Here is a 26368-nt window from a genome sequence, read left to right as displayed (position 1 = left end):
GCAGTTGGCAGCCACGCCGGACTACTATAAGACGCTCGGGGTTTCCCGCAGCGCCACGGACGAAGAGATTAAGAAGGCCTATCGCAAGCTTGCACGCACGAACCACCCCGATGCAGGCGGCGATGAGGAAAAGTTCAAGGAAATCAACGAGGCCTATGAGGTCTTGAGCGATAAGAAGAAGCGCAAGCTTTACGACCAGTATGGAACCGCCGACGAGCAGCGCATTCCCTATGGATGGGGCGGCGGCGCCGGCGGCGCTGGGGCTTCGGGCTTCGGCGGCTTTGGCAGCTGGGCCGACATTCTGGATAGCATTCGTCGCGGTGAAGGCGTGGCGGGCGCCGGAGGCTTCAACGTCGATGATATTTTCGGCGGAGGCGGCTTCGGCGGTTCTGGCTTCGGCGGGCAATACCAGCCGCAGCCTCAAAAGGGCCGCGATATGAACGTGACGCTCAACGTGAGCTTCGATGAAGCATTCAATGGTTGCGTCAAGAAGGTGAGCGTGCGCAACCCCCAGGGCGACGTCGAAACGCTTGATGTGAAGGTGCCCGCCGGCGCGGTCGATGGCGGCCGCGTGCGCTTCCGCGGCAAGGGCGCTGCGGGTGCAAACGGGGGCCCGGCCGGCGATTTGCTCGTGACTACGAAAATCAGCGAGCATCCGCTGTATTCGCGTCATGGCGCGGATGTGCTCATGACGGTGCCCATTACGGTTTCCGAAGCTGCGCTCGGCGCGAAGATCGTGATTCCCGCGCCCGACGGCACGAAGATCCGCGTAAGCGTTCCCGCTGGTTCTCAAGACGGTACTGAGCTGAAAATCAGCGGCAAGGGCGCTCCGAACGTGAAGGGCTCGGGCAGCGGCGCGCTGCGCATTACGTTCCATGTGGAAATCCCCAAGCACATGACTGAGCAGCAAGAACAGGCCATGATCGACTTCCAGGCGGCTTGCGAGCATGCGGGCCAAAACGTTCGCGAGCATTTAGGCGTGTAGGAGATAGCAATGGCAGACAGGCACACACCTCTCTATATGATCGGCGTCGCGGCCCAGTTGGCGGGCGTGCACCCTCAAACGTTGCGCATTTACGAGCAAAAGGGCCTTGTGAGCCCTCAGCGCACGAGCGGCAACACGCGCATGTATTCGCAAGCCGACATCGAGCGCCTTGAGCTTATCAACGAGCTCACGAGTGAGGGCATCAACCTTGCGGGCGTCATTCGAATTTTGGATTTGAAGGGTCGTCTCGACGAGCGCGATGAGGAAATCGACGACTTGCACAAAAAGGTGCGTCGCCTGGCCGACCGCGTGCATGAACTCGAAACGCGTGAAAGCGTATCGCGCCTCATGCTTCCTGCGAGCACGCAAAACATCGAGGTGCGTTAGCGCGCCAACCTGTTAAATGCTCGTAGCGTTTAGCAGGTTTTATTTGAAACCAATTCTCTCCATCTAGGAAGGAGATAGTTTTATGAGACTCGACAAACTTGCAGTAACCGCTCAAGAGGCCTTCCAGGCCGCTATGGGCATCGCGAGCGACGCCGACACGTCGTCGGTCGAGCCGATTCATTTGCTGAAAGCTCTGCTCGATGCGGGCGAGAACAACATCTCGGCCATCATCAAGCGCGTGGGCGCCGACCCGGCGATGCTTTCGGGCGAAGTCGACAAGGCCATCGCCAATGGCCCCAAGGTCACAGGCGGCGTGATGGGCATGCCCCTTCCGTCGCAAGGCCTCATGAATGCCATTGACAACGCGGTGAAGGCTGCCGAAAAGATGGGCGACTCTTATGCGACGAGTGAGCATCTGCTCATCGCCCTTACCGAAGACAAGGGCCAGGCGGGCAAAATTCTCAACGGCGCAGGCGTGACGCGCAAAAACATCGAAGAGGCCTACGATGACCTTCGCGGCGACACCCGCGTGACCGACCAGCAGAGCAAAGCCGAGCTTGATGCGCTGAACCAGTACGGCCAAAACCTCACTCAGCAGGCGCGCGAGGGCAAGCTCGATCCGGTCATCGGCCGCTCCGACGAGATTCGCCGTACCATTCAGGTGCTTTCGCGCCGCACGAAGAACAACCCTGTGCTTATTGGCGAACCGGGCGTTGGCAAAACGGCAATCGTCGAGGGCTTGGCCCAGCGAATCGTTGCGGGCGACGTGCCGTCGAGCCTGAAAGACCACGATGTTATCGCGCTTGACTTGGGCGCTATGGTTGCGGGCGCGAAGTACCGCGGCGAGTTCGAGGATCGTTTGAAGGCGGTTCTGCGCGAAGTGAAGCAGAGCAACGGCCGCATCATTCTGTTCATCGACGAGCTGCATACCATCGTGGGCGCTGGTTCCACGGGCGATTCGTCCATGGACGCGGGCAACATGCTCAAGCCCGCATTGGCGCGCGGCGAACTGCATGCCATCGGTGCGACGACGCTCGACGAGTATCGCAAATACATCGAGAAAGATGCCGCGCTTGAGCGTCGTTTCCAAACGGTGCTCGTGGGTGAGCCTACCGTGGAAGACACCATCGCCATTTTGCGTGGCCTGAAGGAAAAGTACGAAATCCACCACGGCGTGCGCATCACCGATTCGGCGATCGTCGCTGCAGCTGAGCTTTCGAACCGCTACATTTCCGACCGCTTCCTTCCCGATAAGGCCATTGACCTTATGGACGAAGCCGCCAGCCGCCTGCGCATCGAGATTGACTCCATGCCGCAGGAAATCGACGCCGCTCAGCGTAAATATACGCAGATGCAAATCGAGGAACAGGCGCTCATGAAGGAAAGCGACCCGGCGAGCGCCGAGCGTTTGGAAGAGCTGCGCAAGCAAATGGCCACGTCAAAAGAATGGCTCGATGCGCGCAAGGCCGAATGGCGCAACGAGAAAGATGTCATCGAGAAGGTGCAAACCTTGAAGGCCGATATCGATGCGGCCCACGTTGACGAGGAGAAGGCCACGCGCGAGGGCGACCTGGTGAAGGCTTCCGAGATTCGCTATGCGAAGATTCCCGAGCTGCAGCGCCAGCTGGCCGAGGCCGAAGAGGCTGTGAACGCCAAGCAGGGCGACGGCGCCATTTTGAAGGAAGAGGTTTCCGACGAGGAAATCGCCGAAGTCGTGAGCGCATGGACGGGCATTCCCGTATCGAAAATGATGCAGGGCGAAATGGCCAAGCTTGTTGACCTGGAAGATCAGCTGCACAAGCGCGTCGTGGGTCAGGATGAGGCCGTCTCGGCGGTCGCCGGTGCCATTCGCCGCAATCGCGCGGGGCTTTCCGACCCCGACAGGCCCATTGGCAGCTTCCTGTTCCTGGGCCCCACGGGCGTTGGCAAAACCGAGCTCGCGAAGGCGCTCGCTGAATACCTGTTCGACACCGAGCGCGCCATGGTGCGTATCGATATGTCTGAGTATATGGAGAAGTTCAGCGTGCAGCGCCTGATCGGTGCCCCTCCGGGATACGTGGGCTATGACGAGGGCGGCCAGCTCACCGAGGCCGTTCGCCGTCGTCCGTATAGCGTGATTCTGCTCGACGAAATTGAGAAGGCGCACCCCGATGTCTTCAATATTTTGCTGCAGGTGCTCGATGATGGCCGCCTGACCGACGGCCAGGGCCGCGTGGTGAGCTTCAAGAACGCGATCATCATTATGACGAGCAACATTGGCTCGCAGACGATTCGCGATTTTGCGGCCGACGCGCAGGAAGAGGCCAAAGAACAGGGCGCCACGATGGGCGATTTGGTTCAGGATATGATGCAGGCCGATGCCGCTGGCTTTGCGAAGAAGATGGCGGAATTCCAGGCCGCAATGCAGGAGAACCTGCGTGCGACCTTCAGGCCCGAGTTCCTGAATCGTATCGATGACGTTATTACGTTCAAGCCGCTTTCGTCCGAGAACATCGAGAGCATTGTTGCTCTGCAGATCAAGGACGTGCAGGCGCGCTTGGCCGATCGTCGTATCGAACTCGAAGTGAAACCCGCCGCCATCGAATCGCTTGCCATCGACGGTTTCGATCCGGTGTATGGCGCGCGTCCGTTGAAGCGTTTGGTACAGCGCGAGGTCGTCGATCGCGTGGCGAATGAGATTGTTGCCGGTCGTGTGATGGAGGGTTCGAAGGTTACCATCGACTCTGATATCGTCGACGGCTACACCTGCAAGGTTGAAAACCCACAGGCCGCGGCCGACGAACACGGACAGGCCGCTGCCGGCGAACAGACCTATGAGGTTCCCGCTGAGTAAAGCGATGTGTTGCGCGGCGTGGGCGAGGAATCCCACAGCGTGACGAGGCTCAGCGTGGAGCTTGGGTCGCGAGGCTTGCGGCGCAATACGTGAAGCGCAGTGGCGTTGCGCGTGTCGGCTGGCTCGAGAAAATCGACCATGGCGTCTGGGGCGCACCGTTCACTCAAGCAATAGGCGGAAATGCTCCGCTCGAGAAATCGAGCGGAGCATTTTTTATGACGAAGTCGAGGATTGCTTGTTTGGTTCGTGCTCGGTTTCGACGCCGAGCATGTCGAACAGCTCTTGGCGCGTATGGATGTCGAGCTTCTGATAAATGTGGCGAACATGGGCCTTCGCTGTGCCGTTCGCGATGAACAACTCGCGCTCGATGATTCCCACGGTTTTGCGCTGTCCGAGCAGCAGGAGCACCTCTTCTTCGCGCGTTGACAGCTTATATTCGCGCGCGACGGTCGCTACGCGCGTCGCGAGTTCATGCTTCTTTTCGGCAGGCGTTTTCGATCGTGGCTCTGCCGGGAGGCTTGATTGCGTCTCGGGTATGACGGGAACGGCGCCCCAATTGCTCGAAAGCTCCTTTTCCGACATGAAAATCATTGTGGCGGCAACGATGGAAATAACCGCGAGCGTACTGGTAACTACCTCGATGTTTGCGGGGGCAACGCCGATTGATCCTAAAGCCTGGCTTGTATCGCGACCGAGCAGCATGAAAATCTGGCGGACGCCGCGCTCGATGCCGAAGAGCCAGATGGGCGATGCGCCATAGCGATAACAGATGCTGGCAATAATGATCATAATCAGTATTGATTGCATAGTGTAGCCGGCGGAAATGCAAAAGGAGCTTACCGATTCGCTAAATGGGTTGAACGCGGGAAGCAGCAGGAATGCCGCCACGGTGATGGGCAGCGCCCCTCGATAGATAAGCCCGAAATCGAAGTGTTTTCCACGAATGCATACGCCAAGGAAAATCGCGAGTGCGGCGAAGAGCGTTCCGGGCGACGAGTGCGGTCCGAATCCTCCCGAATAAGAGCGCATCTCTAGCAGACCATAGGCGAATGCGTATGCCGCCATGAGAAATACTGCTTTCCAAGGTATGGAAAATTCGGTCGCTTCGCGGCGAGCGGGGCGATCTGATTTCGGGATATGGAGGAGTGCGGAATGTGCGCAGAGTAACGAGACGAGCGGAAGAAGCGCCGTCATAACGAAGAGCCATTCAAATTTAAAGCCCTCATATACATAAATGACGAGCGCTCCGGCTACGATAGAAAGCGAATAATAGGCAGCGACGCGAAATGGGTTGAGGCTGCCGTAGATTTCGCTCCATATGACAATCATGAACGCGATGCCTACGCCGCCAACGATTCCCGACACCGTTCCAAGCTCGGTCGCGATATTCGGTGCGTAGAATGCCGAAAACGAGAGTACCGTAGACGTAGTGAGCAAAATGCCCGTTATCGTAAGAGCGCTGCGCCGGCCAACGAGTGTTTTGAGTTTCTTGGCGAAAATCGCGCACAGCACTACGGTGAGCACCGTGATTGAGTCGAAAAGGTCGCGAGGCGTCGCCATGTTGAAGGGGAAAGGCACGAACGTGCCCACGAAGGCGATTTCGATCCAGGCTCGATAGATGCCGAGGCCCAAGAAAGCGAGCGGCACCACGGGAATGTACCCGAATAGCAGCGAGCCCCTGAGCTCTTCGGCAAGACTTGCGTCCAGTTCATCGCATTTGTCGTTTTTTATAGGTTCAATTTCATGCGTATCGCACGGCGTTTGCTTTGGCACAATTCCTCCCCGATAGTGCGTTCGGGAGCTATTTTTGCACGTCGGCCGAGGGTTATATATGGGGTTATAGAAAAATAACCCCATAAAATCGATTTCGGTCGATGCTTCGCCTCCTGTTTCCGCCTAGATTTTAGGGCGTTCCGAAGGGGAACGGCGGTGGTCTGTTCGGGTGAGAGCGGGCTGCCAACGAGAAACAACAGGAGGGATATCATGGAACTTTCACGTCGCGATTTGTTTAAATTCGGCGGCATCGCAGCCGTTGGAGCGGCCGGCGCAGGCATGCTCGCGGGCTGCTCTCCGTCGGGCGGATCGTCGAAGGGCGCTCCGGCTGCCGCTTCTAAAGATACCGACGGTTTGCCGAGCTTCTTCCAGGCTCCCGAACCCATTAAAGACGTCAAGGAGACCAAGGAATTTGACGTGGTCGTAATTGGCGCAGGCGCCGCAGGCGTGCCGTGCGCGCTGGCCGCGGCCGATGCAGGCGCGAAGGTTGCGCTTATTCAGAAAGAGAGCCAGGCGGTTTCTCAGGGCAATACGTGCGACTCGCTCGAGGCCTCCACGAGTGCCGCCGGCAAGGCTGCTGTGATTTCGTGGCTCACCGAGCAGTGCGCATGGCGTTCGCACCGCGATCAGCTTGAGCTGTGGGCAAACAATTCCGGCGAAGCTCTGCATTGGTTGTGGGATAAGGCGACCGAAGCCGGCTGCCAAGTCGTCGACACCACCAAGAAATGGACGAGCAACATCTCGGTTATCGACGAGCAGCCTGTTTCTTATTTCGCATTTGATTTCGGCCCGAAACCTTACAACACCGGTAACGGCATGCGCGATTTGTGCGATTACTACAACGGCAAAAATGGCTTGGAGATTTTCTATTCCTGCCCAGCGGAGCAGCTCGTAAAAGATGGCGATAAGGTTGTGGGCGTCATCTGCAAAGACGGCAGCGATTACGTGCAGTTCAATGCGAAAAACGGCGTCGTTGTCGCGACGGGCGACTATACCAACGATGATGAGATGATGGCCTACTACAACCCCGACATGAATCATCTTGATCGCAAGGAGACCAATAAGACTGGCGATGGCCAGAAGATGATGGTATGGGCTGGCGGCCGCATGGAGAGCGTATGCGGCTCCAAGGTGCAGCATGACTTCGACGCGGGCCCGGGCTCTATGGCCGACATGCCGTTCTTGGCTGTGAAAAATGACGGCACCCGCTTCTGCAATGAGGCACGTAGCGCCATGGCCTACAACGGCAACTTCCTTACGAGCGAAGAGGACAACGGCTATTACACGCAGGTGTTTGATTCGAATTATATGACCGACTGCGCTGACTGGCCGGGCAAGCTCTATGATCCCGAGGCTATTAAGGCGTACATGCCTGAGGAGCCGGGCGAGAAGAAGGGCGTGTACCCCGATTTGGCTGCGACTTTCAAGGCGGACACCATCGAGGAACTCGGCAAGAAGCTTGGCCTTACTGACGTGGACGCGTTCGTGAAGACGGTTGCTCGCTACAATGAGCTCGTCGATGCCGGCGTTGACGAAGATATGGGCAAGCCCGCCAAGTGGCTGAAGCCTATCAAGCAGGCCCCCTTCTACGGCATCCATCGTCACATTCGCCTGTCTACCATCGTCCATGGCGTGAACGTCAATGGCGAGATGCAAGTGCTTGATAAGGATGGCAATCCTATCGAGGGCCTGTATTCTATCGGCAATTGTGCCGGCAACTTCTTCGGCAGCCCCGACTATCCCATGGATTTGCCCGGCCTTTCCCTTGGCCGTTGCCATACTCAGGGCTACGTTGTTGGCAAGATGCTCGGCTCCAAGTAATCGATAGCTCAATAATCCTATTGCTTTCCATGTGGCGACCCCCTCCCGTATGGCCGCATGTAAAAGCAACGCAAGCCCCGCTCGGTTTTGTCCGGGCGGGGCTTTGTCTGTTGAATCGGTTTTGCTTAAGTCGTGATCCGATACCCTGAAACCTGAGGTAACTTTTACTTGTATATACCCCATGGGGGTATATAATGCAGTTTGCGCATTGTGGAACGGGAAGTGCGTTTGTCGCTTCGGGTTTGCGTGTGCTTGTTTTGAAGAGCGGAGTTGTTATGGCCGAAGAGATGAAACAGTGCTGCACATGCCGGCATAAAGAAACCGAGCGTGCCGATGATCTGCAACACGATTTGACCAAGCGTCTAAACCGCGCGATTGGCCAGCTCAATGGCGTGAAAGACATGATTGCCGACAATCGCTACTGCGGAGATGTGCTCGTGCAGCTCGCGGCGGCGGAGTCGGCCGTGCATCGCATCGCCGAAATCGTTTTGCAAGATCATATGGAAACGTGCGTGGTGGAGCAGGTGCGCGGCGGCAACGTCGAGGTGGTCGATGAGGCCATGCGGCTCATCAAGAAATTCATGTAGCCGTAAAGAGCCAACTGACGAAAAAAAACTAAGCGCGGCCTCGTGGTACAGATTGCCTTGAAGGTTCCGCCTGCCCGAGAGGAGCGGCCTTGTGGCCGTGACTGAGGGTAGGCGGGTTCTGAAAGGCAAGATGTCCGCGAGGGCGTGCTGGCTGGGAGTAAATATGAAGCAGGCGTTCGATATAGCGGGAATGACATGCGCGGCGTGCAAGGCTCGCGTCGAGAAAGCCACGGCGTCGGTCGATGGCGTGGCCGAAGTTGCCGTGAACCTGTTGAAAAACAGCATGGAGGTTACCTACGCCGACGAATCGCCGGATGCGGTTGCTCGGGTGAATGCGGCTATCAGTGCCGCCGTTGATAAAGCGGGCTACGGCGCCGAGCCGCGTGCCGCGGCAGGCGAGGGCGCGCAACCTGCCACGCAGGGCGGCGTTTCTGCGGCCAAAGCTGCGCGAGAGGCCGCGAACAAAAAGGCGGCCGAAGCCGAGGGAGCCATGCGCCGCCGCCTAATCGTTTCGTTCGTGTTCACCATTCCGCTGTTCTATCTTTCTATGGGCCACATGTTCTCGTGGCCGCTTCCCGCGTGCTTCTTGGGCTACGAGAACATGATTACGTTTGCATTCACGCAGTTCTTGCTGCTCATTCCCGTTATCGCGGTGAACTCCAAATATTTCAGCGGCGGTTTCAAAAGCCTTGTGCATGGCGCCCCCAATATGGATTCGCTCATCGCGCTTGGCGCCACGGCATCGACCGTGTACGGCATTGCGGCCATTTATCGCATTGGCATTGGAATGGGGGCGGGCGACATCGACGCGGCGCATATGGCCGTGATGGACTTGTATTTCGAATCGGCCGGCATGATTTTGACGCTCATCACGCTGGGCAAATATTTCGAGGCACGCGCGAAGGGCAAAACGACCGATGCGATTTCGTCTCTTCTCGACCTTTCTCCTAAGGTTGCAACGCGGCGCGAGGGCGAAACCGAGGTTGAGGTGCCCCTTGAACAGGTGCAGGTCGGAGACGTGCTCGTGGTGCGCGCGGGCCAAACAGTGCCGCTCGACGGTACGGTTGTCGAGGGCTCGGCCGCGGTGGACGAATCGGCGCTTACGGGCGAAAGCGTTCCCGTGGAAAAGCAGCCGGGCGATGGCGTGATTGGCGCGACTATTTCGAAAACGGGATGGTTCGCCATGCGCGTCGACCGCGTGGGCGATGACACGGCGCTTGCGAGCATCATTCGCATGGTCGACGAAGCGACTTCGACCAAAGCCCCCATCGAGAAGCTTGCCGATAAAATCAGTGGCATTTTCGTGCCCGCGGTCATCGGCATCGCGATCGTGACGTTCGTCGTATGGATGCTCGCGTCGGGCGATGTGTCGATTTCGCTTACTCATGCGGTTTCGGTGCTCGTGATTAGCTGCCCGTGCGCGCTTGGCCTGGCAACGCCGTGCGCCATCATGGTAGGCACGGGCCGTGGCGCGCGTGCTGGCATTTTGGCGAAAACGGCCGAAGCACTGCAAACTGCCCACGACGTGAAAACCGTGGTGCTCGACAAAACGGGCACCATCACCAAAGGCGAGCCTGAGGTTACCGATATGCTATGTGCCTCGGGAGTGGAGGCAAATGAGCTGCTGCGCGTTGCGGCGGCCCTCGAGAAGAAATCGGAGCATCCGCTTGGCCGCGCAATTGTTTCGCGTGCGGAAGGCATGGGCCTCCGCGTTGCCGAGGCGAGCGAATTTCGCCAAATTCCCGGCGGCGGTGTTGCGGGCGTGTATGACGGAACCGTGTGCATAATGGGCAATGCCCAGATCATGCACCAGCATGGCGTGTATTTGGGCGAATTCGAGCACGAAGCCGAACGCTTGGCCGACGAAGGCAAAACTCCGCTGTTCTTGGCGGTGGGCGCTGGTGTGGTGGGCGTTATCGCGGTTGCCGATACCGTGAAGCCCACGAGTGCCGCTGCCGTATCGGAGCTTCACGATATGGGAGTGCGCACGGTTATGCTCACGGGCGATAACGAGCGCACGGCACGGGCTATTCAGCGCGTATGCGGCGTGGACGAAGTCGTTGCTGGTGTCTTGCCCGAAGGCAAAGAGCGCGAGGTTGCACGTTTGTCCGGCGAAGGTGCCGTGGCTATGGTGGGCGATGGCATCAACGATGCGCCCGCGCTCGCTCGAGCGAATGTGGGTATCGCGATTGGCGCGGGTACCGACATCGCCATCGAGTCGGCCGACATGGTGCTCATGAAAAGCGACTTGCTCGATGTGCCCGCGGCCATTCAGCTCTCGCGCGCGACCATGCGCACCATTAAGCAGAATCTGTTCTGGGCGCTTATCTACAATGCGATTTGCATTCCCGTTGCGGCGGGCGCGTTTTCATGGGCGGGCCTTACGCTCAACCCTATGATCGCGGCCGCGGCCATGAGTCTAAGCTCGGTGTGCGTGGTGAGCAATGCTCTGCGTTTGCGCACATGGAAGCCTCGTTTTTCCGAGCATGCGCAGGAAGAGGCATCGCGGCGCTTTCTTCCTGAAGACGAAATCGTCGTTCGCGAAATTGCGTACAAATTGCCGGAAGGCATTCAAAATACCTTCGAAAGAAAGGAACCGTTCATGGAAAAGACTCTGCATGTTGAAGGCATGATGTGCCAGCACTGCGTCGCGCACGTGAAGAAGGCGCTCGAAGGCGTCGCGGGCGTGGCGAGCGTCGATGTCGACCTTGATGGCAAGAAGGCCACCGTGCAGCTCGCCGAAGACGTTGCCGATGCCCAGCTCATCGATGCTGTGGTAGACGCAGGATATGAAGCGAATATGGCATAAGGGTTCATTAGTTCAACGGTTCCGTAACTGCGCGGCTAAGAGTTCGTTTCGAATGCGCGTCTGCGGGGCGACGCGCGGGTTCGCGCGTATAATGGAGTCAACGAAAGCTTCTTACGAATTGAGGATTCCATGACCGAGTTCGAGAACAACAAGCGTGCGGAAGACGCAGCTGCCGAAAAACCTGCCGCTCCCGCTCAGCCCGCGACGGTTCCGCCGCTGCAGGGCATGCCGACCCCGCCGCAATCTGCGGGCCAGGTTCCTCCTGCCGGAAACCCGTACGCAAATGCGTCGCAGCCGCAGCAGCCATCTGGCCAAGCTCCGTTCTACGGTGCCCCCGCGCAACAGCCCCAGGGCGCTCCTCAGAACATGCCTGGCATGCCTCTGCTCTATCTTACGGGGGGAATGAAGTTCGGTTGGGCCGTGTGTGGCTTCTTCCTGGGTCCCATCGCCATTTTGCTTGCGTGGCTTACGAACCAAAGCAATTTCCCGCAGGCGAAATCCGAGGCGGTTAAGTTTTCGCTTATTGGATTTTTGGCGACGTTCGTCATCTGGGTGCTGCTCATCGTCTTGTTCGGTGTGGCTGCATGCTCGGCGTTGACCTATGGACCTTCGTACTACTCGTATTACTAACGTTATTTGATCCATGTTTTGCAAATAGCGCCCAAAGGCTCGCCGCTTAGCAGTGGCGAGCCTTTTTGGTGCTCGCGACGTTGTGATATCGTGTTTTTCGATGCGCCGTTACGCTATCGTTGCTGGCGCTTTGTTTATGGATGCTAAACTGCACTTTCAGGTCTCAACCGAAAGAGAGGGTGTCATGGCCGAAATGGCTTCAACCGCTGCATGCTCAAGCGTCACGTTTGGTGACGCCGATGTCGAGGAAATTCTCTATAGCGAACAAGCGATTCACGAGCGAGTGGCGCAAATCGGCCAGCAGATTACCGAAGATTATCGCGATGTGGCATTCGCGGAAACGCCGCATGGCGACCCCGCGATTCTCATGGTGAGCGTGCTTCGTGGCGCTGCCATTTACATGTCCGACCTCGCGCGTCAGATCGATCTTCCTTTCGAGATGGACTACATGGCCGTGTCTTCTTACGGAACGGGCACGAAAAGCTCCGGCGTCGTGCGCATTCTGAAAGACCTCACATCGAACATCGAAGGCCGCCACGTGATTATCGCGGAAGATATTGTCGATTCGGGCCTCACGCTGAAGTACCTGCTTCGCGTGCTTGAGTCTCGCAATCCCGCATCGATCACCATTGCGGCGCTTTTGAAGAAGCAAAACCCCGAGCAGGCCGAAATCGATTGCAAGTACGTGGGCTTTGAGTGCCCCGACGCTTTCATCGTGGGATACGGCCTCGACTACGCCGAGCGCTATCGCAACTTGCCCTACATCGGCATTCTGAAGCCAGAAGTGTACCAAGGAAAATAATGAGCGAAACACAGCAGCAAAACGACAACCAAACGCAGCAGCCTGCGCCGTCGGCTCCCGAAAATCAGCCGCAACAGCCGCAGGCACCGCAGCAGCAGGGCCAGCCGCAGCCTCCTTTTGGCCAGGCTCCGCAGCAGCCTCAGCAGCCCCAGCAGAACCCCTATGGGAATATGCCGCAGCAGGGCCAAGACCCCCAAGGCCAGCAGTTCCAAGGCCAGCGGGGCTCATCCATGTTCAACATCGACCCTAAAGACGCCAAGCAAATGATGTCTCGTCCGCCGCAGCGCGTGAGCATTATTTCGGCCATTCTGTTCTTCGTTGTGGCGATGTTCATCGGCAGCCAAATGATGACGATGATGAATGGCGCCGAAACCGATACGCTCATCACCTCGGAATTCGTGCAGGCCGTCGAGCAAGATCGCGTGCAAAACGTGGTCTACGATGCCGGTAGCTATACCGTTACGGGCACCTATTATCCGGCCGCAACTGCTGGCTCCACCGCGTCCGATGCATACAACAATGCTATCGGTGCGTTGAATGCCCAGGTCCAAGGCGTGCTCGGCACCGATGCGCCCACGGTTGACACCACCAACCTCGATGCGAAAAGCGTTGGCACCCCACGCAAGTACACGTCTACCTATGTTGGCCAAGATTCGCTCATGCAGCTTCTGAAGAGCCACCCCGATGTTGAGTACCAGGTGAAACTGCCCGACGGTATGGGCGACTTCCTTATGAGCCTGCTACCCACGCTGCTTCTTATCGGCCTCATGGTCTTCTTCTTCGTCCAAATGAACAAGGCGAACAATTCGCAAATGTCGTTTGGCAAGGCGAAGGCGAAGGAATACACCCAGGAGCACCCCGATGTACGTTTCGACGACGTCGCTGGCGAAGACGAGGCGGTCGAGGAGCTTCAGGAAATCAAAGACTTCCTCGTTAACCCGAAGAAGTATCAAGACCTCGGCGCGAAAATTCCGCGTGGCTGTCTGCTCGTAGGCCCTCCGGGTACGGGCAAAACGTTGCTTGCGCGTGCTGTTGCGGGCGAGGCTCAGGTGCCGTTTTTCAGCATTTCGGGTTCTGAATTCGTCGAAATGTTCGTGGGCGTTGGCGCAAGCCGCGTGCGCGACTTGTTCAAGCATGCCAAGGAATCGGCTCCGTCGATCATCTTCATCGACGAGATCGATGCCGTTGGCCGTCAGCGTGGCGCTGGTTTGGGCGGCGGCCACGACGAGCGCGAGCAAACTTTGAACCAGCTGCTCGTCGAGATGGACGGCTTCGAGAAGAATGAAGCCGTGGTGCTCATCGCCGCGACGAACCGCGTTGACGTTTTGGACCCGGCTCTGCTTCGTCCGGGCCGTTTTGACCGTCAAATCGTCGTCGATGCGCCTGATGTTCGCGGCCGCGAGAAGATTCTTGCGGTGCACGCGAAGAACAAGCCCATCGGCCCCGATGTCGACCTGCCGCGCATCGCGAAACTCACGAGCGGCATGACCGGCGCCGACCTCATGAACCTCATGAATGAAGCCGCGCTGCTCACCGCGCGCCGCAACAAGTCGCACATCTCCATGGCTGAAGTCAATGAATCCATGGAGCGTCTGATGGCCGGCCCCGAGCGCAAGAACCGCGTGATGAACGAGAAAACTCGTCGCACCATTGCGTTCCATGAATCGGGCCATGCTCTGGTTGGCCACTTGTTGCCGAATGCCGATCCGGTGCATAAGATCACCATCGTGCCGCGCGGCCGCGCGCTTGGCTATACCATGTCGATTCCTGACGAGGATAAATTCCTCGTGAGCCGAAACGAGATGTACGACGAGCTCGCCGTGTTCTTGGGCGGTCGCGTTGCTGAAGAAATCTTCTGCGGCGACATCACGACCGGCGCGAGCAACGACCTGGAGCGCGCCACGAAGATGGCCCGCCAGATGGTCGTGAACTACGGCATGTCTGATGCGCTGGGCCAACAGACGTTCGGCCAGCCGAACCACGAAGTGTTCCTGGGCCGCGACTATGGCAACACCCAGGATTACTCGCCCGAAACTGCCCAGCGAATCGACGAGGAAGTCGCGCGCCTCATGAAGCAGGCGCACGATACCGCCTACGAGATTCTTTCGCAGCGTGCCGACCAAATGCATACGATGGCCGAAGTGCTGCTTGATCGTGAGACGGTCGACGGTGCGGCGTGTGAAGCTTTGCTCAACAACACGTGGGCTGAGTTCTCGAAGAAGGAGGCTGCTGGTGAAATTCCTCCCGACGAGGGTTTCACGCTCGTGGAGCCTGTCGGCAAGCAGGAGGAGCCGCAGCTCGCTTCGCCACAGCAGGCAGCTGAGCCGCAGGGCGATTCCTCGCAGCAGCAGTAGGCTTTTTGCCGCAGGGGGATTGCGGCACATGATACAACAAAGGGGCGCGTCCCCTCGCTTTCAGGCGAGGGGACGCGTTTGTGCGTATATAAGAAAGGAAGAAACTGAGCATGATGTGGAAATGCGCGAACTTCGAATTCGACTCCACGCGCCCCGTCGTTATGGGCATTTTGAACGTGACGCCCGATTCGTTCTCTGACGGTGGCCAGCACAGCGGTTTTGTCGAAGCGGTGGCGTATGCGCGTCAAATGGTCGACGAAGGCGCTCAGATTATCGACGTGGGCGGCGAGTCGACGCGTCCGGGTTCGGCGGAAGTGTCCGTCGAAGAGGAGCTCGCGCGCGTGCTCGATGTAGTGCGCCAGCTGGCCGATTTGGGCTTGTGCGTGAGCATCGATACGCGCCACGCCGAAGTTGCTCGCGCGTGCGTTGAAGCCGGCGCGGCAATCATCAATGACGTAACGGGCTTCCGCGATCCTGCTATGGTCGAAGTCGCCAAAAACTGCGATGCGGGTCTTGTCGTCATGCATATGCTCGGCGAGCCTGCCACCATGCAGAACGATCCGCACTACGACGACGTCGTGGCCGAGGTTAAAGAATACCTGGGCGGCCAGGCCGCCATGCTCGAAGCAGCCGGCGTTGCGCGCGAGCGCATCTGCGTCGATCCCGGTCCTGGCTTCGGTAAAACCGCGAGTCAGACCATGGAGCTCATGCGCAACTTCCACGAGTTCAACCGCTTGGGATATCCCGCGATGGTCGCCGTTTCGCGCAAAAGCTATATCGGCTCCGCGTATGGCATAAGCGAGCCCGCACAGCGCGATGAGGCCTCGGCGCAAGAGGCCCTAATGGCGTGTGAGCTGGGCGCTTCGGTGGTGCGCGCCCATAATGTGCCCGAAACCATGAAGGCGCTCAAAAACCTGCGTCCCTATGTGATTTTGGGCCTTGGCTCCAACGTGGCCCTCGTGGCGAACCCCGGCGAGGAAACAGAGGGCAAAATCGCGAACTTGGAACAGGCCATTACGGGCCTGTGCTCCATTCCCGATACGCAAATCATCGACATCTCGAGCTACTACGAAAGCGAGCCTGCGTACTACGAAGACCAGGATACGTTTGTGAATGCCGTGGTGCTTGCGCGCACGGGCGTGCCGCCGAAGGAGCTTTTGAGGTATTTACATGCAATCGAGAACAGCCTGGGACGTACGCGCGAAATTGAAAATGGCCCTCGCACGCTCGATTTGGACATCGTCGATTATCAGATGTACGTGGGGCAAACTGACGAGCTTACGCTGCCTCACCCGCGCGTGTGCGAGCGTGATTTCGTGGTGAAGCCGCTGCTCGAGCTTTTGCCGAACCATGTGCTCGCCGACGGCACGCCTGTTGTCGCCGATGGCGCGGTATACGGAAAGGCAACCAAGCTATAAGCTTGCGACCTGCGCAAAGCGTTCATTCATCGGTATTTCTTTTGCAGGTTGCCTTTGGGCATGGGGTTCACGCGAGCCCCATGCCCGCTTGCTGCACTTCGAAGACTTTCCCGCTGAATAATGTGCGCCATCGTCCGCACGGACGATGGTGCGCTCGACGATGTAAGGAGCTCCATGAACTTCGATATTATTTATAAAGACGTGACCGGATCGACCAACGACGACGTGTGGGACCTTGCCAATCATGGCGCACATCCAGGCGTCGCGGTGCGCGCGCTGCGCCAGGAATCGGGCCGCGGCCAATGGAAAACGCGTCCGTGGGTAAGCCCTGAAGGCGGGCTGTATTTCTCGGTGTTGCTTGAGCCTCGCATTCCCGAGGAAGAATTCCCCTCGATGAGCCCTCGCCTCGCCGAGGCCGTGGCGCGCATCGTGCGCAGCATTGCGGGCGTGACCGAAAACGAGATATGGGTTAAGCCTGCCAACGACGTGATGTGCGAAGCGGGCAAACTGTGCGGCATGTCGCTTGACGCGAAAGACGGCAAAGTGGTGCTCGGCGTTGGTTTGAACGTGTTCCATCCGAAGGAGCCCATCGTGACCGACGGCCGCAACGTTGCCGCGTATGTTTGCGACTTGGGCACGGAGGAGTCGCGTTCTTTGCCGTTCGCAAATGCACTTTCGAACCCGCTTTTGCGCGTGCAATACCTCGATGCCGTGATGCAAGGCTTGCTTGGCGCTATTGATCTGGAGCTTTCCGCCATCGAGTGCGAGCATATCTAAAATAGAACGAACGAATAATCGCAAGAAGGGCGTGTATGACTGAAGAAAAGATGATGCGCGAAGCGCGCGAGGGAAAGCCCCAAACGGCCGACAAGAAGGAAAACGAGCGCGTCACGCGCATGGGCTCGGGCAATATTCCGGCCCTCGTAGTCGAATTCGCGGTGCCTGCGATTTTGGGCATGCTCGTGAACGGCGCGTACAACATTATCGACTCGGTATTCCTTGGCCACGGTGCAGGAGAGATCGGCCTTTCCGCCGTAAGCGTGGCAACGCCGATTATGACGGTGTTCATGGCGATTTCTATGCTCATCGGCGCAGGCGGCAACGCGTTGTGCGCGCTTCGTTTGGGCGAAGGCAAGCACAGCGAGGCCGAGCATGTTCTGGGCAATACCTTCACACTCGGCGTGCTGGTATCCATTCTGCTCGCGGTGCTCGCTCATGTGCCCGCCTGCATCGAACCGCTGCTCTCGCTTTCTTCGGCCACCGATACGGTGCGCCCCTATGCTCGTGACTTCATTCAAATCATCAGCCTGGGCTGCGTCTTCCAAATCGTCGGTATGGGCATCAATAATTTCATCCGTACCTGCGGCGCACCTAACAGGGCGTTTCTTACCATGCTCATCGGCGCGGTAGGCTGCACCATTTTCAATGCGATTTTCGTCATGGGCATGGGCCTGGGCGTCGTTGGCAGCGCGTGGGCTACCGTGTGCGGCCAATGTATCAGCTGCATTACCGTGGTGTGGTACTTCACGAAGACCCCTGGTGTACCGCTGCGCCTGCGCCGCAAGTATCTTGCGATGAATGGGGCGCTCGTGCGCAAGATTCTTGCGCTGGGCACGGCTTCGTTCGTGCTGCAGATTGGCGCTGCCATATCGCAGGTCGTTACCAACTATGCACTCGTGAAATATGGCGCGATGAGCCCCATCGGCGCCGACAATGCGCTGGCCGCCGTCGGCGTGGTCGGTCGCGTGGCCATGTTCACCATTCTGCCGCTTATCGGCATGTCAATCGCCGTGCAGCCGCTTTTGGGCTTCAACTACGGTGCGAAGCTGTGGCATCGCGTGAAGAAGACGCTTGCCGTGGGCATGCTGGGCGCTACAATCATCGGTACGGTGCTGTGGGTGCTCATCATGGTGTTCGCTGCGCAGATTATCGGATTCTTCGGCATTACCGATGCGGCGCTCGTCGACCTGTCGGCGTTCGCGTTGCGCGTGAACCTCATTTTCCTGCCCATCATCGGCTTCCAAATCGTCGGCTCGAACTACTTCCAGGCTACCGGCCAGCCCACGAAGAGCATTATTCTGTCCATGACGCGCCAGATCCTGTTCCTTGTGCCACTCACGCTCATTTTGCCTGAGGTGCTGCCGGGCATTCTGCCGATGTTCGATGGCCTCGACGCGGTGTATATGGCCGTGCCGTGCTCCGACTTCTTGGCGATTTTCACCGTGGGCGCATTTGTGCTCGTTGAGCTGCATCGTCTGAACAAACGCATCGCCGAATCGAAATCGGCGGCTCAGCTTGCCACAAGTGAACAAGCCGCTCAGCCGCAAGAATAGGGGATATTCATGGGGGAGCCGAAGCTTCGCCTGCAAGGGGTATCGCAGGTGTACGAAGGTGCGCGTGGTGAAACACGTGCGCTTCAAAATATGGATATTGACGTGGCTCCGGGTGAGGCCGTGGCGATTCTGGGGCCTTCTGGCTGCGGAAAATCGACGAGCCTGCTTATTGCGGCGGGCTTGCGCGTGCCTACGCAGGGTGCCGCGTTCGTTGATGGCGTGCGCGTTGCGGGGCCGCGTTTGAACACGGCTCTGATTCTGCAAGATTTCGGCCTTCTTCCCTGGAAAACCGTTGCGGAAAATGCGGGACTCGGCTTGCAGATTCGTAAAACGCCGAAACGCGAGAGAGCCGAGAGGGTTGCGCGCGCGCTCGAGCAGGTGGGCTTGGCCGATTTCGCTGATGCGTTTCCCGCGGAGCTTTCGGGCGGTATGCGTCAGCGTTTGGCTATGGCGCGCGCCCTTACGTGCGATGCCGATTTGCTGCTCATGGACGAGCCCCTTTCTGCACTCGATGCGCTTTTGCGCGAAGAAATGCAGGATATGTTGAAGCGGTGCTGGTGTGAACAGGGCTATGCGCAGGTGCTCGTGACGCATTCCATTGAGGAAGCGGTGTATTTGGGCCAGCGCATCGTGGTTATGTCGCCGCGACCGGGCCGCGTGGTGCATGTGCTGGAAAATGCCGAGATGCAGCAGGAAAACTGGCGCGACGCCGATTTATTCTTCGAGCGCTGCCGCGCATTGCGCGAGATGCTGCGCGATATTGTGGCGAAAGAGGAGGTGGCCCATGCGTAAACATCCTGTTTTGGGCCGCATTGCAGACTATGTGTTCGCCATCGTGTTCATTCTTGCCGGCTGGCAGCTTACCGCCATGGCGGTGCACAATCCTGTGCTGCCTGGGCCTTTTGACGCGTTTCCCATGGTGGCGCAGTATTTCGATGAGCTGTGGCCGGCGTTTCTCGTGAGCCTTTACCGCGTGGTGGTTGCGATGCTCATCGGTACGGTGCTCGCTATTCCTTTGGGACTCGCGTGCGGCCGTTCTCCGCGCGCCGATGCCGTATTCGCGCCTATTCTGTATTTCCTCTACCCGCTGCCGAAGGTCGTGCTGCTGCCCGTGCTCATCGTGCTGCTGGGTTTGGCCGACGCGCCGAAGATCGTGCTCATCGCGATTACCGTGTTCTTCCAAGTGCTCGTAACCGTGCGCGATGCATCGAAGAGCGTGCCTGAACAGAGCATTCTTTCTATGCGCTCACTTGGTGCGAGCAGGCTCGATATATATCGCCACGCCATTGTTCCTGCCACGTTGCCTGAGCTGTTCACGGCATTGCGCATTTCGAGCGGCACTGCGGTTGCGATTCTGTTCTTCGCCGAGGGCATTGCGGGCTCAACGGGGCTGGGTTATTTCATCGTGAATGCCTGGGCGCTGCTTGCCTACCCGAAGATGTTCGCGGGCATTATCGCTATGGCGCTGCTCGGTGTGATTCTGTATGAGCTGTTCGATGTCGCAGAACGGCGCCTGACGCGCTGGAGGCGCGTGTAGGGGTCGCTTCTGAAACATGCACATGTGGCCCTATCGGCTCTGTACGCCGATAGGGCCACATTCGTTTACGGGGTTATGGTTGCGCAGTTCTTCGGTGCTTGGTCATGCTAATGAATATGTTCGTGGACGCTGGGGAGCGAAACGACGAAGCACGCTCCGCCGCCTGCCGCATTGAACGCCTCAATGGTGCCGTCGTGGCCTTCGACGATGCCCTTCACGATGGAGAGGCCCAATCCCGTGCCGCCGGTGTTGCGTGCGCGGGAGTTGTCGCCGCGATAGAAGCGCGTGAACAAAAGTTTCGGGTCGATGTCGCCAAAGCCGGGGCCGTCGTCGATGACGCTGATGACGGATTTGTCGGCCAGACCCGCAAGGCGGATGGTTACGTGTCCGCCTTTGCCCACGAAGCGGCTCGCATTGGCGACCAGGTTGTAAATGACCTGCTGAAGACGGTCGGGGTTTCCCAGCACGTCGGGCGCTTCGCCTTCGATTTTCAGCTCTGCGCCGTTTTCCTCGAAAATCGGATTCATCGCATCCGCCACGCGTTCGGCAACGTCATGCAAATTCACGCGTTTCATGATGACCTGATCGGTGCCTTCTTCAATATGCTGAAGAGTGAGCAGGTCGTTCGAAAGACGCGTAAGGCGCTCCGATTCGTTGATGATGGTTTGGCAGAAACGCTCGCGCAGCGCGGGCGGCATGTCGGGATCCATGAGAGTTTCGGCGTTGCCGCGAATGGCCGTAAGCGGCGTGCGCAGCTCGTGGGCCACGTCGCTAATGAAGCGCGTTTGTCGGTTTTCCTGCACGGAAAGGTCGCTCATCTGGGCTTTTGTTTTTGCGCTCAGGGCAACGAAGTCTTCGGCAAGCTCGTCGGCCTCGTAAAGCTTGCCTTCCGGCTTAATATCGACGCGCGCGTCTCCATGAAGAATCGCTTGCGCGCGCACGTGCAAATCGGTAAGGGGCTCGGCCAGGTAGTGGCCAATGACGAGGCTCAACGTGAACGCGAACGCCGTGCCCGCAAACAGGAACCAGAGAAGCAGCCCTATATCGGGAATGCCGAAAATGCACACCAGGAAAAAGGTGAGTATCGAAGCCGCCACGGCGAAAATAGTGGCCAGGATGGCATAAAACGACTGAAGGCGCCTCATAATGAAGCGCCTTCAGTCGGCGGCGCTGTGCGTAATGCGTCATTCATCGTAAACGGCGCCTATGCTTTCAGGCGGTAGCCGTAGCCGCGCACGGTCTCGATGATGCTCGGGTCGAAGCCTGCTTGCGAGATTTTGTCGCGCAGGCGTTTGATGTGCGTGTCGACCGTTTTCGTTTCGGTGATGTACTCCCAACCCCAGGCTTCGCGCAACAAATCTTCGCGGGTCATGACCTTGCCTGCGTCTTTCATAAGGGCGGCAAGCAGCTCGAACTCGCGCGGAGTCAAATCGATGGGGCCATTGGGGCCGACGGCCGTGTGCCGGTCTTCGTCGAGCGTGATTCCGGCAGCCACGAGCGCACCGCTATCGGGTGCCTCAAGGGTGCCGCGGCGAAGCAGGGCGCGAACGCGGGCGATGAGCTCGCGCACGCCGAAGGGCTTGGCCAGGTAATCGTCACCGCCGATTTCGAGGCCGACGACCTTGTCGAGTTCGGTGTCGCGTGCCGAAAGGAAGAGCACGGGCGCTGTGGTACGGCTGCGCAGGCGGCGGCACAGTTCATAGCCGTCCATGCCGGGCAGCATAATGTCGAGCACGAACAGGTCGTAATGCTTGCGCGTCGCCTGTTCGAGCGCGTCTTCGCCGTTGTTGGCGACATCGACTTTGAACCCCTCTTTCATGAGGGAGTAAGAAACGAAGTCGGTAATGGACTGCTCGTCGTCGACGACGAGGATCGAGGCGGCTTCTTCGGTCATGGGTGCCGCTCCTTTCGTGCTGGGGTTGTTCGTGGGTGCAATCGCGCCCGTTCAGCTACTTGAATCATAGCACGTCACATGCCTCAGCATGCCCGTTCACTATTCGGTTGACGCGCTGTAAGGTTGGCGTTTCACGGCAGTTGATTTCGTTGCTTGCATGAGTGCGGTTATGACCGTGCACTTCCGATTGTTCTTTTCGCCCGAGCTTTCAGCTCGCTCGCAGCGGCCTTGTGCCGTTTCCCTGCGAATCTGCGCCGAGTTCGTGGCGTGGAACTTTGCGTGCGCCACCGTCGTTACAATGGACTTCGTTGCGATAAGAGAAAGCCGCAGGAAGAAAGGGCCCGACGTGCTGACTGACATTGAAATTGCCCAAGCTGCAACCCCCGAGAAAATCACCGTGATCGCCGAGCGTGCTGGTGTGCCCGAGAAGTATCTCGAGCAATACGGCAACTACAAGGCGAAGGTCGACTACAACCTGCTTACCGACGAAGCCCATACTCCCGGCAAGCTCGTACTGGTTACGGCCATTAACCCTACGCCTGCGGGCGAAGGCAAAACGACCACTACGGTCGGTTTGGCCGACGCCATGCGTCGCATTGGCAAAAACACTCTGGTCGCGCTGCGCGAGCCGTCGCTCGGCCCCGTATTCGGCATTAAGGGCGGCGCCGCTGGCGGCGGATACGCCCAGGTCGTTCCCATGGAGGACATCAATCTGCACTTCACGGGCGACTTCCACGCCATTGGTGCTGCGAACAATCTGCTTGCCGCCATGGTCGACAACCACATTCACCAGGGCAACGCGCTCGGGTTCGACGTGCGTCGCATCACGTGGAAGCGCGTGGTCGACATGAACGATCGCCAGCTGCGCCATATCGTGTGCGGCATGGGCGGAAAGGCTTCGGGCGTGCCCCGCGAGGACGGTTTCGATATCACCGTCGCCTCCGAGATCATGGCTATTTTCTGCCTGGCTACGAGCATTTCCGACCTCAAAGAGCGTTTGGCCCGCATTGTCGTTGGCTACACGCGTGCCGACGAGCCCATCACCGCTGGCCAGCTGAATGCTCAGGGTGCCATGTGCGCACTCCTGAAAGACGCGTTGAAGCCGAACCTTGTGCAAACGCTTGAAGGTACGCCGGCATTCATTCACGGCGGTCCCTTCGCGAACATCGCCCACGGCTGCAATTCGATCATCGCTACGCGCATGGCCATGGCGCTGGGCGATTACGCCATTACGGAAGCCGGTTTCGGTGCCGATCTTGGTGCCGAGAAATTCCTCGACATCAAGTGCCGCTTGGCGAACTTGAAGCCCGATGCAGTTGTGGTTGTCGCGACTGTTCGCGCGCTCAAGAACCACGGCGGCGTGCCGAAGGCCGAGCTGAATGAAGAAAACCTTGGGGCGCTTGAGGCGGGTCTTCCGAATTTGCTGCAGCACGTGGAAAACATCACCACGGTGTACAAGCTTCCCTGTGTGGTTGCTATCAACGCATTCCCGACCGATACGAAAGCCGAGCTCGACTTGGTTGAGGCCAAGTGCAAGGAACTCGGCGTGAACGTTGCCCTTTCCGAAGTGTGGGCCAAGGGTGGCGAAGGCGGCGAAGAGCTGGCTCGCGAGGTTGTGCGCCTGTGCGAAAACGGCGACGATGAGGGCCGCAGCGCTAAGACGTTCGAGTTTGCCTATGGCGACGAGGGCGGTATCGCCGAGAAAATCGAGGCCGTTGCGAAGAAGGTGTATCGCGCCGATGGCGTCGACTTCACGCCTGCCGCGAAGAAGCAGATCAAGCATTTGGAGTCCATGGGCTTTGGCGAGTTCCCGGTATGCATGGCGAAGACCCAGTACAGCTTCAGCGACGACCAAACCCTGCTCGGTGCGCCGCGCGGCTTCCGCATCACGGTGCGCGAGGTGAAGGTGTCGGCTGGCGCTGGCTTCGTGGTGGCACTCACAGGCAACATCATGACGATGCCCGGCTTGCCGAAGCATCCTGCGGCTGAGAACATCGACGTCGATGAAACCGGTAAAATTACGGGCCTGTTCTAACGAGTAAACCCCTATGCCGACGCGACATAGGTCTCTGGCGGCGCGCTTCGAGGTCAAGCTGCCGATCGCGTGCCGAAGTTGCGCGTCGCCTTGCTTTCGTCCGAACCGTGTTCGCCTAAGCCCATGCCGCCGATGTTTGTTCGACCCGGGTTTTAATGGGTCAAAGGGACTGCGCCTTTGACCCATTCTTCTTTATTTGGAACTCGTTTGAAAATGGACAGCGGACGGTCTTTGACCTATTGAGGATGCTTCTATGGTGAATACTGAATTTGTCGATGCACTGGCTTCCGATGCCGCTGTGCCTGGCGGCGGCGGTGGCGCGGCCTATGCTGCCGCGCTTGCTGCGGCGCTCGGCGCCATGGTGGGAAATATTATGGCGGGAAAGCCAAAGTTCGCCGATGTCGCCGACGACATGCGTGCATCGGTTGTTGAGCTTGATGCGGCGCGAGCTCGTTTGCTCGAACTCATCGATGAAGATGCCGAGGCGTTTTCCCGGCTCGCGGCCACATGGAAGCTTTCGCGTGCGACTGAGGAAGAAAAGGCCGCGCGCCATGCGGCCGAGCAAGCGGCGCTTGTGGGCGCGTGCGAGGTTCCGTTGCGCATCATGCGCGTGTGCGCGGCCGTAATCGAGTCCGACGAATTCCTCGCGAGCAATGCGAGCAAACTTGTGCTTTCCGATGTGGGCGCTTCGGCGATCTTGGCGAAAAGCGCCCTGCAGGCAGCGGCGCTCAATGTGCATATCAACACGAATCTTATGGACGATGCGGTCCAGGCTGCTGCGTTCAACGAGGAATGTGCGCAACTTTTAACGCAGCCGTGCGATGCGGCCCAGGCGATTTACGATAAAGTAGCTGCTGCTATTAAATGATCGCGGACAGCATATGAATCCACAATGCCCGTCGCGGAAGAGTGGCGGGCATTGTTTTTTTTGGCGAAGCTTGCCCCCGGAGCGCTTCGGGGCGTTTTTTAGAGTCGCGCTAAGGTGGGTTCCATGCTCCGTATGCCGCAAAAGAAGAAAGAACCGTCATGGCGAAATTGCTGCTTGGAAAGCCCGTTATTGACTCGCTGCGAGAGGAATTGAAGGGGCGCATTGCTGCGCTCGAAGAGCGCGGCGTGAAGCCTGGTCTTGCGATTGTGCGCGTGGGCGCGCGCCCCGACGATTTGACCTATGAGCGCACGGCGCTCAAGCGCGCTGCTGGACTGGGTATTCGCGCGCGTACCATTACGCTTCCGGAAAATGCATCCCAAGAAGAACTTATGGATGTTATTGCCTGGGTGAACTCCGACCCGTCGATTCACGGCTGTCTGATGTTCCGCCCGCTGCCCGAGCAGTTCGACGAGGAGGCCGTTTGCGATGCGCTCGATCCCGCGAAAGACGTGGACGGCATTGGTCGCGGCTCCATGGCTGCGGTGTTTACAGGCCGAGGCCCCGGATATGCTCCCTGCACGGCGGCGGCGTGCATCGAGATGCTCGACGCGTACGACATTCCCATTGCGGGCAAGCGCGTAGTTGTCGTGGGGCGCAGCTTGGTTGTTGGCAAACCCGTGAGCGTGCTTCTGCTCGATCGCCACGCGACGGTGACCACGTGCCATTCGCGTACGGGCGATTTGCCCGCCATCGTGCGCAAAGGCGATGTGGTGATTCTCGCCACGGGCCGCGCGAAAGCGTATGGCCGCGATTTCTTCCATCCCGGTCAGACAGTGCTCGACGTGGGCATTAACGTTGACGAGGCGGGCAACCTGTGCGGTGACGCCGATTTCGACGCGATTGAGCCGATCGTCGACGCCATTACCCCCGTCCCGCGCGGCATTGGCGGTGTGACCACGAGCATGCTCATGAAACACGTGGTGGAAGCCGCCGAAGGGATGGTTACGCCGTCTTGCCAGACGGCGTAACTACTCTAAACCTGTTAAATGCTCGTAGCGTTTAGCAGGTTTTTTCGGTGCGGTTAGCCGGCGGATGGGCCGAAGGACGTCCGCCGCAAATGCCCGCTCGGCTACCGCTCGCCTTTGGCTCGCTATGCGCCTCGCTGCGGTTTCCCGTTTTTAAGGGGGTATGAGAAACCGAGCATTCGCCGCAGACGCCCTTCGGTCCCATTCGCGGCGATGTGGCAGGTTGGGCGTCGGTCAGCGAGCGTCTGTCTTGAGAGTGCTAAATGCTGCGAGCATT

General features: G+C 58.6%; 20 protein-coding genes. 17 read left to right on the top strand and 3 right to left on the bottom strand.

Going from position 1 to position 26368, the window contains the following annotated elements; all coding sequences use genetic code 11:
- Positions 1 to 4 precede the first annotated feature (4 nt).
- The 3 genes from DMP05_RS05340 to DMP05_RS05330 all read left to right on the top strand — a co-directional run bounded on the left by DMP05_RS05340 (position 5) and on the right by DMP05_RS05330 (position 4205).
- Positions 5 to 985, top strand: coding sequence for a DnaJ C-terminal domain-containing protein (locus tag DMP05_RS05340; RefSeq protein ID WP_123219513.1), 981 nt, complete (start codon positions 5 to 7; stop codon positions 983 to 985).
- A gap of 9 nt (positions 986 to 994) precedes the next feature.
- Entirely contained in the window at positions 995 to 1372 is a 378-nt protein-coding gene (locus DMP05_RS05335) for a heat shock protein transcriptional repressor HspR (RefSeq protein ID WP_114614710.1), read from the top strand.
- Between the two features lie 82 nt (positions 1373 to 1454).
- On the top strand, positions 1455 to 4205 hold the full coding sequence (locus tag DMP05_RS05330; protein ID WP_123219484.1) for an ATP-dependent Clp protease ATP-binding subunit: 2751 nt from the start codon (positions 1455 to 1457) through the stop codon (positions 4203 to 4205).
- 213 nt (positions 4206 to 4418) lie between these two features.
- On the opposite strand, the gene DMP05_RS05325 is transcribed toward DMP05_RS05330, so the two are convergent.
- Positions 4419 to 5978 (bottom strand): LuxR C-terminal-related transcriptional regulator, encoded by a 1560-nt coding sequence (locus tag DMP05_RS05325; protein ID WP_244595059.1) that lies wholly within the window; start codon positions 5976 to 5978, stop codon positions 4419 to 4421.
- Positions 5979 to 6188: 210 nt separating this feature from the next.
- Between DMP05_RS05325 and DMP05_RS05320 the strand changes: the two genes are divergently transcribed.
- The 11 genes from DMP05_RS05320 (at position 6189) to DMP05_RS05270 (ending at position 20269) form a co-directional block, all read left to right on the top strand.
- Positions 6189 to 7799, top strand: coding sequence for an FAD-binding protein (locus tag DMP05_RS05320; RefSeq protein ID WP_183907107.1), 1611 nt, complete (start codon positions 6189 to 6191; stop codon positions 7797 to 7799).
- Positions 7800 to 8074: 275 nt separating this feature from the next.
- Positions 8075 to 8386: a metal-sensing transcriptional repressor gene (locus DMP05_RS05315; protein WP_123219482.1), complete on the top strand. Its 312-nt coding sequence runs from the start codon at positions 8075 to 8077 to the stop codon at positions 8384 to 8386.
- 130 nt (positions 8387 to 8516) lie between these two features.
- Positions 8517 to 11195, top strand: coding sequence for a heavy metal translocating P-type ATPase (locus DMP05_RS05310; RefSeq protein WP_311718366.1), 2679 nt, complete (start codon positions 8517 to 8519; stop codon positions 11193 to 11195).
- Between the two features lie 129 nt (positions 11196 to 11324).
- On the top strand, positions 11325 to 11825 hold the full coding sequence (locus DMP05_RS09965) for a spore coat protein SP96 (protein WP_183907108.1): 501 nt from the start codon (positions 11325 to 11327) through the stop codon (positions 11823 to 11825).
- Between the two features lie 184 nt (positions 11826 to 12009).
- Entirely contained in the window at positions 12010 to 12627 is a 618-nt protein-coding gene (hpt, locus tag DMP05_RS05300; protein ID WP_114614741.1) for a hypoxanthine phosphoribosyltransferase, read from the top strand.
- 263 nt (positions 12628 to 12890) lie between these two features.
- Entirely contained in the window at positions 12891 to 14981 is a 2091-nt protein-coding gene (gene ftsH / locus DMP05_RS05295; RefSeq protein ID WP_123219510.1) for an ATP-dependent zinc metalloprotease FtsH, read from the top strand.
- A gap of 110 nt (positions 14982 to 15091) precedes the next feature.
- Positions 15092 to 16399, top strand: a complete 1308-nt coding sequence (folP, locus tag DMP05_RS05290; RefSeq protein WP_123219481.1) for a dihydropteroate synthase — start codon at positions 15092 to 15094, stop codon at positions 16397 to 16399.
- 174 nt (positions 16400 to 16573) lie between these two features.
- Positions 16574 to 17176, top strand: coding sequence for a biotin--[acetyl-CoA-carboxylase] ligase (locus DMP05_RS05285; RefSeq protein ID WP_123219509.1), 603 nt, complete (start codon positions 16574 to 16576; stop codon positions 17174 to 17176).
- A gap of 35 nt (positions 17177 to 17211) precedes the next feature.
- Positions 17212 to 18732 carry an MATE family efflux transporter gene (locus tag DMP05_RS05280; protein WP_375781743.1) on the top strand — a complete coding sequence of 507 codons (1521 nt, stop codon included), beginning with the start codon at positions 17212 to 17214 and terminating at the stop codon, positions 18730 to 18732.
- 9 nt (positions 18733 to 18741) lie between these two features.
- Positions 18742 to 19524, top strand: coding sequence for an ABC transporter ATP-binding protein (locus tag DMP05_RS05275; RefSeq protein ID WP_123219480.1), 783 nt, complete (start codon positions 18742 to 18744; stop codon positions 19522 to 19524).
- Positions 19517 to 20269, top strand: coding sequence for an ABC transporter permease (locus DMP05_RS05270; protein ID WP_123219479.1), 753 nt, complete (start codon positions 19517 to 19519; stop codon positions 20267 to 20269). The genes DMP05_RS05275 and DMP05_RS05270 overlap by 8 nt, the downstream gene beginning before the upstream one ends.
- Positions 20270 to 20376: 107 nt before the next feature.
- On the opposite strand, the gene DMP05_RS05265 is transcribed toward DMP05_RS05270, so the two are convergent.
- On the bottom strand, positions 20377 to 21414 hold the full coding sequence (locus DMP05_RS05265; RefSeq protein ID WP_181861835.1) for a sensor histidine kinase: 1038 nt from the start codon (positions 21412 to 21414) through the stop codon (positions 20377 to 20379).
- A gap of 59 nt (positions 21415 to 21473) precedes the next feature.
- Positions 21474 to 22163, bottom strand: coding sequence for a response regulator transcription factor (locus DMP05_RS05260; RefSeq protein ID WP_123219478.1), 690 nt, complete (start codon positions 22161 to 22163; stop codon positions 21474 to 21476).
- 346 nt (positions 22164 to 22509) lie between these two features.
- On the opposite strand from DMP05_RS05260, the gene DMP05_RS05255 reads away from it, so the two are divergent.
- The 3 genes from DMP05_RS05255 (at position 22510) to DMP05_RS05245 (ending at position 26094) form a co-directional block, all read left to right on the top strand.
- Positions 22510 to 24198, top strand: a complete 1689-nt coding sequence (locus DMP05_RS05255) for a formate--tetrahydrofolate ligase (protein ID WP_123219507.1) — start codon at positions 22510 to 22512, stop codon at positions 24196 to 24198.
- 253 nt (positions 24199 to 24451) lie between these two features.
- On the top strand, positions 24452 to 25066 hold the full coding sequence (locus tag DMP05_RS05250) for a cyclodeaminase/cyclohydrolase family protein (protein WP_123219477.1): 615 nt from the start codon (positions 24452 to 24454) through the stop codon (positions 25064 to 25066).
- 158 nt (positions 25067 to 25224) lie between these two features.
- Entirely contained in the window at positions 25225 to 26094 is an 870-nt protein-coding gene (locus DMP05_RS05245) for a bifunctional 5,10-methylenetetrahydrofolate dehydrogenase/5,10-methenyltetrahydrofolate cyclohydrolase (RefSeq protein ID WP_123219476.1), read from the top strand.
- Positions 26095 to 26368: the final 274 nt, after the last annotated feature.

Source organism: Slackia isoflavoniconvertens (genome assembly GCF_003725955.1).
In the GTDB taxonomy this organism is placed as follows: domain Bacteria; phylum Actinomycetota; class Coriobacteriia; order Coriobacteriales; family Eggerthellaceae; genus Slackia; species Slackia isoflavoniconvertens.
The sequence above is the reverse complement of the archived record's forward strand: the minus strand, read 5'-3'. Positions and strand labels throughout refer to the sequence as shown.